The organism is Halobacillus sp. B23F22_1 (assembly GCF_043497005.1).
In the GTDB taxonomy this organism is placed as follows: domain Bacteria; phylum Bacillota; class Bacilli; order Bacillales; family Halobacillaceae; genus Halobacillus_A.
Map to the genome: position 1 here is coordinate 782473 of NZ_JBIEKE010000001.1, position 13868 is coordinate 796340.

Sequence of the window (13868 nt, forward strand, 5' to 3'; positions counted from 1 at the left end):
ATAGAGAGGAGATTATAAGTGAAAAGCTCCATATTCATTACGAGGAAACTGCCAGATGAAATCGTGAAAAGTCTTGAACAGCATTTTGACATTAAAATGTGGGAGGAAGAAGATACACCTGTACCGCGAAGTGTCCTGTTGAGAGAAACAAAGGATGTAGAGGGTATCTACTGTCTGCTGACCGATACAATAGACGAAGAAGTCATAGAAGGAGCCCCTCATTTAAAGGTAATCAGCAACATGGCTGTTGGTTTTAATAATATAGATATAGGGGCAGCGGAACAACGCGGAATCGTTGTTACGAATACACCCGGGGTATTAACGGAAACGACAGCAGATTTAACGTTTACCTTACTAATGAGCACAGCAAGGCGTATCGTCGAAGCATCAGATTTCTTGAGAAACGGAAACTGGGATACATGGTCGCCCATGTTACTAACCGGCCAGGAAATTCACGGATCCACCCTCGGAATTATCGGCCTGGGCCGCATTGGAGAAGCAGTTGCCAGAAGGGCGAGAGGATTTGGCATGGATCTTCTCTACTATAATAGATCTCGAAAAACTGAAAAAGAAGAAGAACTCGGCATTCAATACCGTGAATTACATGAGTTATTAAAAGAATCCGATTTTGTATGTGTGATGATCCCGTACAGCCCCCACGTTCATCATTTTATTGGAAAAGACGAGTTAGCACTAATGAATAAAGAGGCGATCCTCATCAATACGTCTAGAGGAGGGATTGTTGACGAAGAAGCCTTGTACGAAGCGTTAGTGAACAAACAAATATGGGGCGCAGGCCTGGACGTATTTGAAGAAGAACCTGTATCTGCAGATCATCCTTTGCTTTCCTTGCCTAATGTAGTGACTCTTCCTCACATTGGCAGCGCAAGTGTGAAAACAAGATTACAAATGGCACAATTAGCTGCAGATAATATCATTCACGTATTGAATGATAAATCTCCTCTTACCCCTGTAAACAGCTAAGTTTAAAAAGTCTGATTCTCGAGTGAGGAGAATCAGGCTTTTTTGTGTCTTTACCATCAATTTTTCAGATATGAGTCAAAAGGTGGTCAAAAGAGTTTAAGGACTTACTAATAAAACAACAAAATGAAAAGCCCAATACTTTATCATAAAAGTATTGGGCTGACATACAAAAATAACCCATCACGAAAGACTAAAAGTAGGTTGCTGGAAACCTTTTACATCTTCGTGTTATTTCGAGAAGTAAGAATGACAGAATAATAACCGTCAATGGTTATTATTTAGGTTTCTTCTCATTCCTCTTCGATCGTTCCAACTCATTTAAAAGCTTATCCAGCGATTGGGAAATAGCGAGTAATTGCGGGTCATTCGGGTTATTTTCATACGTTTTATACATTTTTGTTCTGAGTACTTCTATTTTCTCTTGTAAATCTTTAATACTCGACAGTTCTAAACTCCCTCTCCACTTAAATTGCATCCGTAAGGTATAAGCGGAGAAGTTCACTGATTAAAACAACTTTAGACTAAACCATAGTTATCCTCTAGCTAGTTGGTTTGCTTCCCTTGATGCTTCTCATTCAGTAGTAACCCTAGTCCACCTTTGTAATTCTTGAATACAAACAGACACTTTTCTTACACCCTTATAAGGTTAAATGCTGAATAGTCTTATAAAAAGGGAACTCTAATAACAAGAAGATATTTCACTTTTGGTTTCAGTCCTACTTGTTTCCGCAAATGCTAATCCCATTCTATTAATACCCCGCCAACGTAACAGCGAACCCTTTTTATGCATATTTTCGAGGAAGATGTATTGTTAAATTCTGGTTTTACCGACTGAATCCTTATTAGTAAGCTTAGATTGTGCAGGGAAGACGGGTCATTCTAAAAGACTGTACAGTGCAGAAATATGAAGGAATATAAAAAGACGCTGTGCCATTTTTGGTACAGCGTCTTTACTAATGTAATGTTAGTACGTACACGTTTTCCTATGCATCTACTTCCATTTTTTTATAAAAAAGGTTCAGTTTATATGGTACTCCGCGAAACTTTCTATCAATTCTGGATTAAAATATTGATCGTAGGTTCCCTGTATAATGTTCAACCAGTCGTTTAAAAGGAAGTTCCTCATATCTTTATCAGGGATTTCAAGAATTTCATTCGTGTAATAAAGAAAAGTAAAGTGACACTTTTTATCGAGGATATGGATTCCGCGCATACCATCTTCATCTAGTTGGGTGAATAAAATCGTATATCTCATTGAATTAACGCCTCCATTGAAATGTTTTTTTAGTAATAACGATGAACGTAATAGAGAGTATGAGAGATTTTAGAATGTGAAATAAGGGAGTCAGCTTAAACAGGTGATGGAGGGTTTTTTCTTGAGGAATTGAATGCTTTTATTTCTATAGAAAGAAGGCATTCTCTACTAAGTCTTCTTCTTTGGCAACTGTCAGTCTGTTGGTTACACCTCGTTTCATTGTAAGTTTCACAAAAAGTACCCCTGTTATGGAGAATGTAAGTGATCGAGTTTTTGCTGAATGGATGCCTTACTTGTCGTTCTTATCACTCATAGTTCAATATTCCTATAATATAGGAAAATATACTACAGGCTGGCAGTCGTATTTTTCCATATATAGGGAGTTATTAAGTTTTTTTATATGTCAAACCTATGAAAGTTAAATAATTTATTGTTTCAAAAAGTTTTTATAAAAAAAATAAAAAAAGGTAACACCTAAATGACTCCTTCTATCGATTATAGATATGAGGGAGTTTTTTATGCCCTCAATTCAAGAAGGAGGCCGTTCATTATGAATTATTTAAAAGAAATTATTGCGTTTCAAGACGAGGTGGAATTAAACGAGTTAACGGTTTCTGCTTCCCTGCTCTGGTACAAGCTGATGCATTTTAACAACAAGACGGGATGGAAGTCGGAGTTTACTGTGCCGACGTCGGCGATTCTAGTGAAGACGGGCTTAAGTGAGAGCTCGTTTCTTCGGGCGCGTAAAGAATTAGCAGAAAAAGGCTACATCACCTTTGTAGCTGGAACGAGAAACCAGGCTCCTACGTATCACATGATTTCGCAGGTGAAGGAACAGCAGACGGACGTTGCGGAGGAAGGGATGACGGAAGAGGTGAAGGAAGGTATGAAGGAAGAGACGGCGGTATTATTTAAAAGAAAGGAAAAGAGAAAAAAAGAAAGAGTAGGGGGAGCGCGTATGCAGCCGCATACCTTTTACGAACAAAACATCGGCATGCTGACACCGTTTATGGCTGAGAAGCTGACGGATTGATGTGATCGGCTCACAGATGAGCTTGTCATGGAGGCAATGAAAATTGCGGTGAGGCACAATAAGCTGTTTTTTCAATATTGCGAGGGGATCTTAAGGCGCTGGGAGAAAGCGGGCGTGAGGACGCTGGCTGACGTGAAGCGGCTTGAGGAGAAGCCGTCAGTCGAGAAGGATGACAGCAAATCGGAAGCGAAGCGTTTGATTGAAGAATATAGAAAGGAGCGATATGCATGAAATATGATGAAGCGGTAGAAGTGTTAGAGACGATGGAGGAATTGTTTAGCGGGAAGTTTAAGATTACGAAGCGAAAGCTGGATGTATTTGTTCCAGAGCTTGAGAGGATGGCGTTCATTCCAGTGATGGAGAAGCTGTTTGATTATGCTGTCGTCCACCCTTTTCCACCGACGCTTGCGGATATTGCGGTTTATGAGCCGAAGAAGAATGACCACTTAGAGAAAATGAGGCAGTGGGACGAGGAAGCAGCGAAAGTACCGGAGGAAACGAAACGGTTGTTTGAAGAGAAATTTAATGAACTGTTAAGGAAGGTGTCAAAATGATTGCGAATAAAGAAGCTGAGCAGTCCGTCATTGGAACCATTTTATTAGAAGGGGATCTGATTAAGGACGTCACGCTGCGGGTAGATCATTTTACCGACATGCGCCACCGCATGATTTACGAGGCGATGCGGAAGATTGATGAAGCGGGGGAAGCCGTAAATCTCGTGACAGTGACGACGGAACTCAAGCAGCAGATCAACCAGGTCGGAGGCGTCAGCTACTTAAGCGCCCTCGCCCAGTCGATTCCAACAACAGCGAACTTAAAACAGCATCAGCGTCTCATCATGGAAGCCTACCGCAACCGCAAGACGAAGGAAGAGGCAAGCCGCTACATAAGCGATCCAAACGGAGCATCGCTCGATACGCTCATAAACCGTTTAGAAGCCTACCGCGGTGAAGGCATCGGTGAAAAAGAGACGACAACCTATGAAGCATTAGTCGAAATCGCCCAGGATTTAATCTCGCCGCCCGCTGACGGCATGACCGGATTTGCGACCGGCTACAAAGAAGTCGACGATATGACCGGCGGCAGCCAGCGCGGCGACCTCATCATCCTCGCCGGCCGTCCGTCTATGGGCAAAACCGCCTTCGCCTTAAACCTCGCCGCCAACCACTGTAAGCAGAAAGGCAGCGCCCACCTGTTCAGTTTAGAAATGGGACAGAAAGCCCTGCTGCAGCGCATGCTTTCCGCTCAAGGCGAAATCAACGGACAAAAATGGCGCACGATGAATTTTTCCACAGACGATTACAAAAACTGCCTCAACGCCATGGGAGAAGTCGCCAGCTGGCAGCTCCATATCCACGAACATCAGCAGACCGTCGAAGGCATCCGTGCAAGCGTACGTGAATCAATGAGAAAGAATGAAGAAACAAAGCCGCTGATCATCATCGACTACCTCCAGCTCATGTCCCCCTCCGGCCGCTACGAACGCCGTGACTTAGAAATCGGCGCCATCACGCGCCAGCTCAAACTGCTGGCCCTTGAACTCAACGTGCCGGTCATCCTCCTATCTCAGCTTTCCCGCGGTGTCGAACAGCGCAAGGACAAGCGACCGATAATGGCAGATCTTCGTGAATCCGGCAATATTGAACAGGACGCGGATGTGATCGGCTTTTTATACCGCGAAGATTACTACAGTCGTCACAGCGATGAAAGGGACGAGGTGGAGTATTCCATCGGCAAGCAGCGGAATGGTCCGGTCGGTGATGTGCAGCTGCAGTTTAAGAAAGAGTATGGAAAGTTTGTGGAGCTTCCGGTAGAAGAGGGTGAGCTGATTGGATGAGCAAGTGAGTGATTTTGTGAGAGGATGCTTGTTCGCATGCCTGTTGTCTGTTCCGCTGTGGGGTGTGATTATCTGGCTGATGTTGTGGGTGATTGGTTGATTTATGAGTGCTTTATTGGAAGGGATGTTCATAAATTTTTGAGAATGTTCATAAATTTTTGAGAATGTTCATATAACTGCTGAAATGTTCATAAATGCCCTCCAATTGTTCATAATCAAAAAAAGAAACTCAATACTATGAACATGCCGACAATATATTTGATGAGAAAATTCCGGGGGATATCTCCTCATTCAAATGGGGGATCAATCAAGCCGTAGGAAAGGCAAAACATACAAGGTGGCCCAACGTGGAGAAAAAGCGACTGAATACTTAAATAGTACACTATCTACTAATATCAAAGGTAGCTATGAAGTATATAACTTAGAAGAAATGCAAGAGGGATTATCTTCAATTACAAACATAATGACACTTATTATTGGCGGAATAGCATGTATATCCCTCGTGGTTGGTGGGATAGGTGTTATGAATATTATGTTAGTATCTGTGACTGAAAGGACTTCAGAAATTGGGATTAGAAAAGCATTAGGGGCCACAAGAAAGAAAATATTGCTTCAGTTCTTAATTGAAGCAATAATACTTACATTAACAGGAGGGCTAATAGGAATCTTCATGGGGATAGGTGGCGCCAACTTGGTAGCTACTATTGCTGGCTGGCCACCGATAGTATCTTGGCCTGTTATAGTTATAGGGGTTTTGTTTTCGGTGTTGATCGGAATTATATTTGGTCTGCTCCCTGCCAATAAGGCAGCAAAGTTGCATCCAATAGATGCCTTACGTTTTAAATAAAGATGAATATCCCCCTTGGATAAAGGTTTAATCGTGGCGCATCCGATGAGGTGCGTCTTTTTTGTGTTTTTACAGTTTTCCTATGCAGACGGAAGCCGTACAACGAAATTAGATTTGGCTGTACGGGGGATAGGTCGACTCCATGAAACAGAAAGCCTACATTTTTATGCGTTCATAACACGGGACGGTGATTCGTTTGACACGCACGATAATGGCAGACGTGTAGATGCGGAGTTTTACATTGGGCACATACATAAAAAGATACTCCACCATATTGTGCCGTGCCCCCAGTCTCAATCCGAACGGGATCGGCTCATATGCAGGACATGCACGATACCCTGTCGTATAACTCATGTTGAGAGCACGACATTAGCGCGCGCAAACAACAGCACGGTGTCGATAGATTGAAGATGAAGAAACGGAAGAAGAAAAAAAGTCCCTTTGCTGCGGTACTATCGAGTTTTTGAATTCGGCTCTCAAGTGGAAAACTTAGACGAAACGAACCTATGAAACTTTCGGATCATAACCCGATCGAAGAAGTTGAAAAGATCAAAGAAGAATATTTTAATGGTCCATCTTACAGTTTTCAAAGTGGTCAAGCGTATTATATGCCATTTGAAGATCGTGTCAATGTCCCACCGAAAAAAGATTTCGAAGACGTTCACGAATATTACAGCACCTTGTTTCATGAAATAGTACACAGCACAGGGCATAAAGATCGGTTAGATCGAGATGGAGTAACAGGAAAAATCAGTTTCGGAAGTGAAAACTATAGTAAAGAGGAATTAATAGCAGAGTTAGGAGCTTCGATGCTTTGCGGAGTGACAGGCATTGGAAATCAAACGATAGATAATAGCGCTTCTTATATTCAATCTTGATTGAAAAAATTAAAGGATGATAAAACCTTGATTCTCCAAGCATCTCAAAAAGTTCAAAAAGCTAGTGATCATATTTTAGGGATAGAGTTTTCATAAAACAAAGTTTCATAAATAAAATTGCCCCTGCTTGAAAGCATGCAGGGGCAAGGAGGAATTGAAATGGTACGAAAGACCACGGTTTCTTATGTGACGTTAGGTAGCTATGAAGGGACGATTCAACTTCCTAAAGAATGGCTAGAGGAACAACTTGAATTCTTAGAGGAGTATATTTGGGATGATGCGGAAGCGTTGTATATGGCTTATATCCAGTAACACCGCAGCTCTTCCTTTATTGATTATACATCTTAAATAAGCGGTCTATCCGTAGTCGATTTTTCTTTGTTTTTAATGATTTATTACATTTGATGACCGCCAATTTAATTATTCCGTTCAGGTAGAATTCCTCTTTTAAAATTACTTCTATGTATTTTCAGAAATTTTCTATGATCTGATTTTGTCTAGTCATGACTAGTATTGTCTAAGCTATTTCAATTAAAACTAAATCCCTCCATAATAAACCTCATGTTATCTCAAGAAAACAGGAGGATTTTATATTTTGAACAAGGTAGAAGACAGGCTATTGCAGTATATAAATAAAAAAAGACAGAAAATGATTAATTTAGCTTTGGAAAAGGGATTCACAAGTAAAGAGGCTGTTAAATGTAGCCAAGAGTTGGATCAGCTATTGAATTTATACGAGTTCTTTAATCAAAATTTGCATATTATGAGTAGGCAAGCAGTAAAACGCAATTACATAACCTGTTTACTTGTCTATCCTAATTACAAAAGGCGTGAAGTAGGGAGGCTGATTTTCGCCATGTTCACCTTCCTTGCTAGAAAAATAATAGTCTGTATCACACCTATTATGAACACTACTTCTATTAGAAAGTGAACAGTATAATCTCTATTAAATATTGCAACATAGACGCTCTGAGAAACAGTCAAATTTAGAACTGTCATCCAATTATTTTATATAGGAAAGGAGAAACATATTTATGAAAAGTAGAAATGAATGGATAGAGAAAATGATACCTGACGAATCTGTCATGGGGGAACCATTCTGGACAATTATGGAGAAGGATCCAAGTTACGTACAGGGTGTGAAAAGTAATTATATTCGAATGGAGGGTAATGTCATCCCCTTATTTTTTTCTAAGAAAATGGCAATTGAGGCCTCTAAAAGGTTAAGAAAAGAAGGAGTAGTTAGGGGAGTTACTCAATCACATTTGAAACATCTTATTGCACTATCGGAGGAAAAAACAGGAGACATGAAACTATGTTTAATATTATTGGAAGAAACAAAAGCGATGTTAGTAGAACCCAAGTTTCTAATTGATTATTTTTTGCTTGATCAGCATGAAAGCTTTCAAAATTCTTCCTCCCCATTCAAGAGAAGAACTTCCAAACAAATTCTCAAGGAAGAATATTGGGCTTTTAACTAACAGTTTATCTGAACACTTAATAATGTAGAAGCTTTTTATCGATCACAAAATATAGATCCAAGAACTTTACCGCCCTTCAAAAGGCCCTAAACTCGGGTCTTTTGTTAGGAGGGGAGCATGGTTAATTGACCAATAAGTTTGTTACATCAATAATTTTGTTAAAAGCTTTCTCTCTAGCTGTTATAGATAAATTTTCATCCTGAAATTGCAAAATCCAGCTTTGAATTTCCTTAACAAGGCATAAATCATCCGTATGGTTGTGTTGGTCCCCTTTTTCCTTCGAAAAATGAATTAGACTATCTCGCATAGGAATCCTCCAAGTTGAATTTGAAATTAAATGATATATGAAAATCATTTCTGTGTATTTTATGTTTAGGTATTTTATTTTTTTACCTCATATTAGGACTAGTCACTGGGGCAGTATCCCCCTTCTATGATTACTCATATTCCTTATAAATCCCCCGGTAAACTATCGAATTGAACAATGACAATAAAGATATTTGCTCTCCATGCCTCGAAGCCGCATTCCTCCATTGAAAAATAAGGTTGTTTCAAAATTGTTAGCACTTTCCTAGTACAGTACTTTAAATATTACTAGTATTCGCTAGTACTAGTGCTTTTACCTTCTTAGTAGCAAATAACAAGGGAAAAATAACCGTTTCATATATATTTTTAATTGGTTACAAAAATCAACAAATTATGATTGTTTCCTGTGCTATTATTAACTATATTTTTCCAAATAAGGAGAGAAGTCTGTGTGTACTACGAGTGAAATACAACTTTCTTCATTAGACCCAGAGTGGATCAATCTCATGAAGGAAGCAAAAAGGTTAGGTCTGTCTTTAAATGAAGTTCAAGCTTACATACGAAGTAATGAAGAGTGTGTTGCTAATAATTAATACAAATGGATAATTTAGCTAAAACATTTTAAAAAAGAGGGGTGAATTGATGTCATACGAAGAAACCTTTGGAGTTTTTATAGACTGGAGAGAGGACATTCCACAGCAATTTAAAAAATTAGCTGAAGGAATTAAGTTTAAAGATGATCCGAAACTTATAGCTAAGCCGGTCAATATACCTGACAACTCTCATACGTTAACTTGGTTAGTACTTGACGAGAAAGGAAATAAGCGTGCAGATGTGGTTTTTACAGTGAGACCGGGACAACACCATTTCTCTAGACAAAGCGGAAATTGCATAGAAATTGATGGGATGCTTTATTACTCAGCAAAAGTGTTTGCAAATCATAAGATTTTTCTCAAAGAAACTTTTCCTATTATCTGGTCAACTTGATTTTCTTACCTTCTCTAAGCACCCTTAACTGTGCGAGAAGGCAAAGTAACCAGCAAAACAAAAGACTTATTATTTAATAAATAGTAAGTCTTTTTTTACGGCCTTTCCCCTTACTCACTTCAACTGAGAGCTTGCTAGAAGCTCTTTAATTTGCAGCCTGAGTTTTTGATAATTCATCATAAAGAATCTGCATACCTGTAGGCCTTAAGCAAATGCCTTCTGCAAACTCTTGGTTATCATCTGTAATTTCTCCTGTGACCGCACAAGCTTTATTAACCTTATATGTCTGAAGGCTTTTTTTATTCAATTAGGAACGAATAAAAAAAGAGACCAGCTGTTTTACAGATGATCCCTTTTGGAATTATGTTGATTTTTTATTTTAAAATCTTCCCAGAACACTTATTTGGAAACCTGAGCTTTATCTAACTCATCTGCAAGAATACGCATCCCTCTTGGGCTCAACCAAATGTCGCCTTTAAATTCTTGATTATCATCCGAAATTTCTCCTGTTACGGCACAAGCTTTATTCGCCTTGTATTTTTGCAAGATCACTTTGTCATGATCCACAAAAATTTCTAGAGGAGCTTTCTCATGAATATCTAATACTCTTCTTAGTTCCATTGGAAGGACGACTCGTCCTAACTCATCCATTTTACGTACCATTCCAGTGCTTTTCATTATAAATACTCCTTTTTACTACTTAATCTACATAAATAACTATGGGTTCTGCTTCCTTGTTAAAAACTTTATTTTTAATCCAGTCTAGTTTGGGGGAGATTTTCTTTTGACCTTCTATATTCAATGAATCTAAAAGTATTTGCACTTCTGCTTCCATTAACACATGAGGTGCATTCCCAAAGCGAAGCTTAAGCCGCATTTGTTCATCTTCATTTTCAATGATAAATTGAAATGCTTGTTTATGCTTTGGAAAACCTCCCTCTGTATAAAACCCTTCGTTTATATCAACTTGTTTTGAGGGTATGATGCTTACTTTTTTTCGTCTACTCCATTAGCCCGAAGCAGCCGCCATTTATAGCCTTCCAGCCAAATTTGGGTGATATTCTCAAACATTCGGGAAAACATTGGGCCTTGTTCCATTCTTATTAATGGAGCCGGAGGGAACCACCCGCAGGCTACGACCTCCCAGGAGCACTTTTTTCCTGAAGATGACCTTAGAGAGGGAAACACCTTTTTCGATCTTGAAAAGGATGCCATCAATGGTACATTCAACATGAACTTCCTTGGAACCCTGCTTCCCTCCCAAGTCTTTGGTAAGGATCTGCTCGACCAGAAAGGAGCAGTAGTCGTCAATATCTCTTCCATGAATGCGTTTCGGCCGCTTACGAAAATACCTGCATACAGCGGGGCCAAAGCAGCTGTCAGTAATTTCACCCAATGGCTCGCTGTTCACTTCTCTAAAGTCGGCATACGCGTCAATGCCATAGCTCCAGGTTTTTTCCTGACCGAACAAAATAGAGGGTTATTAATTCAGGAGAATGGAGAATTTAGTGAGAGGGCGAATAAAATATTAGACCAGACACCAGACGGAAGATTTGGAGAACCAGAAGAGCTCGTGGGAACTTTACTATGGTTAGTTAATGAAGAAGCTTCAAGGTTTGTAAATGGGGTCGTCATTCCTGTAGATGGTGGTTTTTCTGCTTATTCAGGAGTATAAAAGGATAACGAGAAAAGTTTATAGTATTTAGAACCCGAAAAACAGGTGCAAAAAGCGGCCTGGCTTTCGGGTTCTTGTTGTTTCAAGGGAGAGAACAGCATTCAATAATAGTGATTTCCAAAATTTCCAGCCAATTATGTACTAATTTAATATCCAAACAAAATTTTAGTTAGGATAAAAAAAAGTTTGTTGACAAAAAGTAAGAATAAATTTATAGTTTAGTTACACAATTTTCTAAAAATTAAATCTATTAAACAAAGGCAGGTTACTAACTTGGAACATATTAACGAAGAACTGGATTTTTTGAAGTCTTTTATTAAAGGAATCGCTAATCAATTTGGCAACAGCTGTGAGACTGTTTTGCTCGACGTTTCCAATCATGAGGAATATGGAAGCGGTTTAATTGTAGCGATTGAGAATGGTCATATTACAGGAAGAAAGGTGGGAGATACGGGGACAAACTTAGGTTTGGAAATTTTAAGAGGGACAGAAAGTTCTGGAGATAAGCACAATTATATGACCCAGACGAAGGATGGAAAGATGCTTCGTTCTACGACGATGTACATAAGAAACGCGGAGGGGCAGCCGATTGGCTGTATTTGTATCAATTTAGACATTACGGATCTCGTCATGGCGGAGAATACGATCAGGCAGTTTACACGAACGGACGATATTAACACCGAAGTGAACGAAGTGTTCGTCAACAATGTCAATGATGTGTTAGACATGCTGATCACAGAGGCGCAGGAACATGTAGGTAAACCTGTGGCCCGCATGACCAAAGAAGAAAAGATGAAAGGCATTCATTATTTGGATAAAAAAGGAGCCTTCTTAATTAAGAAAGCGGGGGAGACGATTTGTTCCCATTTCGATATTTCTAAATATACGCTTTACAACTATCTTGAGAAGGCCAGAGATAACGGAGCGGAATGAAAATTTGAATCAGGATCCTTCATTAAAAGGATCCCTTATAATACATACACCTAAGAACAACTTGCAGAATGGGTAACGGCTTCTAAGAAGATTTTTCTCCATGACTAGAATGTTTTTAATGTAGTTTGGCTATGTGAAAACGAATTAAAGGAGAGGTACAGAATGGGAGAAGCGCAGTTGGTCTATTTCTTAGTGTTTCTTGGATTTCTTTTGGCCATGGTGGCTGTCGGGGTGATCGTCAGCCGGAGTGTGAAGAGCGGGGAAGACTTCCTGATGGGAGGACGCGGTTTAACGACGCCGTTATTAATCGGAACGACTCTAGCTACGTTAGTTGGTACAGGATCCAGTATGGGAGCTGTAGGTTATGGCTTTTCCAATGGATGGGCGGGAGCTCTTTATGGCATAGGCGGATCTGTCGGCATGTTTCTATTGCTGCTGTTGTTTGCCGATGTTCGGAAGTATAATTTTATGACATTTTCTGAAGAACTCAGTTTTTATTATGGAGCTAATAAGTTAGTCAAAGGTTTAACTTCGATCATTTTATATGTCGCCTGTATTGGCTGGTTAGGGGCCCACATTATCGGCGGGAGTTTGTACTTAAGCTGGATTACCGGCATTGATCCTGTGCTTTCTAAAGTTATTGTAGCGTTAGGATTTGGTTTATACACGTTAATCGGCGGTTACCTGGCGGTTGTCTACACGGATGTTGTACAGGGAGTGATTTTATTTGTCGGGTTTATATTACTCACTGTGCTCTCCATCGTTGCGATTGGAGGATTTAGTGAAGTAAGTGCAAATGTCACTCCAGAAATGGGATCTTTCTTAGGGCTTCAGCAGGTTGGCATCATTCCTGCCATCTCGCTGGCTGTCGTAATTGCTGTCGGGGTATTGGCCACGCCTTCTTATCGACACCGTATCTATTCTAGTAAAAATGCCCTGACGGTTAAAAAAGGCTTCCTTATTACGGGGATTCTTTTTGCCTTATTTTCTTTATTCCCTGCCATTGTCGGGATGTCAGCCAGTATATTAAATCCTGGGATGGATTCAGAGTATGCTTTCCCTTACTTAGCTACGGAAGTCTTTCCGTTATGGATTGGAGCGGTTGTTCTCATTGCAGGTCTTAGTGCCACGATGTCTTCCGGCAGCTCCGATTTTATTGCCGCTGTAACGATCTTGCTTAGAGACGTGTTTGAACTTTTTACAGGCAGGCTTCCTGAGAAGGAAAAAATGGTGTTGTATTCAAGAGTTTCACTTGTCCTTACCCTTCTGTTTGCGTTGTTCTTTACTTTGTTTACGAACAACATTATTACGTACATTTCTAATTTTATATCTACTGTAATGGCCGGATTGTTTGTCGCTGCACTGCTAGGTAAGTTCTGGAGCCGTGCGAATTGGCAGGGAGGCATTGCCAGTTTAATCGGTGGGTCGGTGACTTCGTTTATTATTTTAAGCAGCGAGAGTATGACCGCCTTTTGGGGGAATCCAATTCTTCCCGCGATTATGGTGGCGTTAGCTGCTAATATTATCGTCAGCCTGGTCACTCCAGCGCAAGCTATCTCAAAAGAAAAGGCACTTCGAATATTGGAAGAAGAGCGGACGAGACTGGACGAAGGGACCACCGTTATCCCTGATCAGAAGAAAGTACAATAGGA

General features: G+C 40.1%; 19 protein-coding genes and 3 pseudogenes. 15 read left to right on the plus strand and 7 right to left on the minus strand.

Annotated features, from left to right (window positions below; all coding sequences use genetic code 11):
* The first annotated feature begins 18 nt into the window (after window positions 1-18).
* Window positions 19-984, plus strand: coding sequence for a 2-hydroxyacid dehydrogenase (locus tag ACGTNH_RS03960; RefSeq protein WP_394585132.1), 966 nt, complete (start codon window positions 19-21; stop codon window positions 982-984).
* 274 nt (window positions 985-1258) lie between these two features.
* Here ACGTNH_RS03960 and ACGTNH_RS03965 read toward each other — a convergent pair whose 3' ends face one another.
* Window positions 1259-1459: a Spo0E family sporulation regulatory protein-aspartic acid phosphatase gene (locus ACGTNH_RS03965; protein ID WP_394586132.1), complete on the minus strand. Its 201-nt coding sequence runs from the start codon at window positions 1457-1459 to the stop codon at window positions 1259-1261.
* 543 nt (window positions 1460-2002) lie between these two features.
* Window positions 2003-2239, minus strand: coding sequence for a hypothetical protein (locus ACGTNH_RS03970; protein ID WP_394585134.1), 237 nt, complete (start codon window positions 2237-2239; stop codon window positions 2003-2005).
* Between the two features lie 550 nt (window positions 2240-2789).
* Between ACGTNH_RS03970 and ACGTNH_RS03975 the strand changes: the two genes are divergently transcribed.
* The 9 genes and pseudogenes from ACGTNH_RS03975 (at window position 2790) to ACGTNH_RS04015 (ending at window position 8315) form a co-directional block, all read left to right on the plus strand.
* The gene (locus tag ACGTNH_RS03975; RefSeq protein WP_394585136.1) at window positions 2790-3272 is read left to right on the plus strand and encodes a hypothetical protein; all 483 of its coding nucleotides are present in this window, start codon (window positions 2790-2792) and stop codon (window positions 3270-3272) included.
* Window positions 3273-3290: 18 nt separating this feature from the next.
* Window positions 3291-3503 (plus strand): annotated as a pseudogene (locus ACGTNH_RS03980) (DnaD domain-containing protein); the annotation flags it as partial.
* Window positions 3500-3826, plus strand: coding sequence for a replicative helicase loader/inhibitor (locus ACGTNH_RS03985; RefSeq protein WP_394585138.1), 327 nt, complete (start codon window positions 3500-3502; stop codon window positions 3824-3826). The pseudogene ACGTNH_RS03980 and the gene ACGTNH_RS03985, both read left to right, overlap by 4 nt.
* Window positions 3823-5109 (plus strand): replicative DNA helicase, encoded by a 1287-nt coding sequence (dnaB, locus tag ACGTNH_RS03990; protein ID WP_394585140.1) that lies wholly within the window; start codon window positions 3823-3825, stop codon window positions 5107-5109. The genes ACGTNH_RS03985 and dnaB overlap by 4 nt, the downstream gene beginning before the upstream one ends.
* Window positions 5110-5458: 349 nt before the next feature.
* Window positions 5459-5956, plus strand: a pseudogene (locus ACGTNH_RS03995) (ABC transporter permease); the annotation flags it as partial.
* A gap of 506 nt (window positions 5957-6462) precedes the next feature.
* Window positions 6463-6834, plus strand: a complete 372-nt coding sequence (locus tag ACGTNH_RS04000; RefSeq protein WP_394585142.1) for a zincin-like metallopeptidase domain-containing protein — start codon at window positions 6463-6465, stop codon at window positions 6832-6834.
* A gap of 159 nt (window positions 6835-6993) precedes the next feature.
* Window positions 6994-7146 (plus strand): hypothetical protein, encoded by a 153-nt coding sequence (locus ACGTNH_RS04005; protein ID WP_394585143.1) that lies wholly within the window; start codon window positions 6994-6996, stop codon window positions 7144-7146.
* A 283-nt stretch (window positions 7147-7429) separates the two neighbouring features.
* Window positions 7430-7765: a Spo0E family sporulation regulatory protein-aspartic acid phosphatase gene (locus ACGTNH_RS04010; RefSeq protein WP_394585144.1), complete on the plus strand. Its 336-nt coding sequence runs from the start codon at window positions 7430-7432 to the stop codon at window positions 7763-7765.
* Window positions 7766-7868: 103 nt separating this feature from the next.
* Window positions 7869-8315, plus strand: coding sequence for a hypothetical protein (locus ACGTNH_RS04015; protein ID WP_394585145.1), 447 nt, complete (start codon window positions 7869-7871; stop codon window positions 8313-8315).
* Window positions 8316-8436: 121 nt separating this feature from the next.
* Here ACGTNH_RS04015 and ACGTNH_RS04020 read toward each other — a convergent pair whose 3' ends face one another.
* Entirely contained in the window at window positions 8437-8622 is a 186-nt protein-coding gene (locus tag ACGTNH_RS04020; RefSeq protein ID WP_394585147.1) for a hypothetical protein, read from the minus strand.
* A gap of 448 nt (window positions 8623-9070) precedes the next feature.
* On the opposite strand from ACGTNH_RS04020, the gene ACGTNH_RS04025 reads away from it, so the two are divergent.
* Together ACGTNH_RS04025 and ACGTNH_RS04030 are read left to right on the plus strand one after the other, a co-directional pair.
* The gene (locus ACGTNH_RS04025) at window positions 9071-9214 is read left to right on the plus strand and encodes an anti-repressor SinI family protein (RefSeq protein WP_394585148.1); all 144 of its coding nucleotides are present in this window, start codon (window positions 9071-9073) and stop codon (window positions 9212-9214) included.
* 49 nt (window positions 9215-9263) lie between these two features.
* The gene (locus ACGTNH_RS04030; protein WP_394585150.1) at window positions 9264-9608 is read left to right on the plus strand and encodes a hypothetical protein; all 345 of its coding nucleotides are present in this window, start codon (window positions 9264-9266) and stop codon (window positions 9606-9608) included.
* 145 nt (window positions 9609-9753) lie between these two features.
* On the opposite strand, the gene ACGTNH_RS04035 is transcribed toward ACGTNH_RS04030, so the two are convergent.
* The 4 genes from ACGTNH_RS04035 to ACGTNH_RS04050 all read right to left on the minus strand — a co-directional run bounded on the left by ACGTNH_RS04035 (window position 9754) and on the right by ACGTNH_RS04050 (window position 10706).
* Window positions 9754-9915 carry a hypothetical protein gene (locus ACGTNH_RS04035; RefSeq protein ID WP_394585153.1) on the minus strand — a complete coding sequence of 54 codons (162 nt, stop codon included), beginning with the start codon at window positions 9913-9915 and terminating at the stop codon, window positions 9754-9756.
* Between the two features lie 92 nt (window positions 9916-10007).
* Entirely contained in the window at window positions 10008-10286 is a 279-nt protein-coding gene (locus ACGTNH_RS04040; protein WP_394585155.1) for an AbrB/MazE/SpoVT family DNA-binding domain-containing protein, read from the minus strand.
* A 22-nt stretch (window positions 10287-10308) separates the two neighbouring features.
* Complete coding sequence (locus ACGTNH_RS04045) at window positions 10309-10485, minus strand: hypothetical protein (RefSeq protein ID WP_394585156.1); 177 nt, start codon at window positions 10483-10485, stop codon at window positions 10309-10311.
* Between the two features lie 110 nt (window positions 10486-10595).
* The gene (locus tag ACGTNH_RS04050) at window positions 10596-10706 is read right to left on the minus strand and encodes a glucuronate isomerase (protein ID WP_394585157.1); all 111 of its coding nucleotides are present in this window, start codon (window positions 10704-10706) and stop codon (window positions 10596-10598) included.
* Between ACGTNH_RS04050 and ACGTNH_RS04055 the strand changes: the two are divergent.
* The 3 genes and pseudogenes from ACGTNH_RS04055 to ACGTNH_RS04065 form a co-directional block, all read left to right on the plus strand.
* Window positions 10678-11283 (plus strand): annotated as a pseudogene (locus tag ACGTNH_RS04055) (SDR family oxidoreductase); the annotation flags it as partial. The gene ACGTNH_RS04050 and the pseudogene ACGTNH_RS04055 sit on opposite strands and share 29 nt — an antisense overlap.
* Before the next feature lie 273 nt (window positions 11284-11556).
* Complete coding sequence (locus ACGTNH_RS04060; RefSeq protein ID WP_394585158.1) at window positions 11557-12216, plus strand: helix-turn-helix transcriptional regulator; 660 nt, start codon at window positions 11557-11559, stop codon at window positions 12214-12216.
* 162 nt (window positions 12217-12378) lie between these two features.
* Complete coding sequence (locus ACGTNH_RS04065) at window positions 12379-13866, plus strand: sodium:solute symporter family protein (RefSeq protein ID WP_394585159.1); 1488 nt, start codon at window positions 12379-12381, stop codon at window positions 13864-13866.
* Window positions 13867-13868 lie beyond the last annotated feature (2 nt).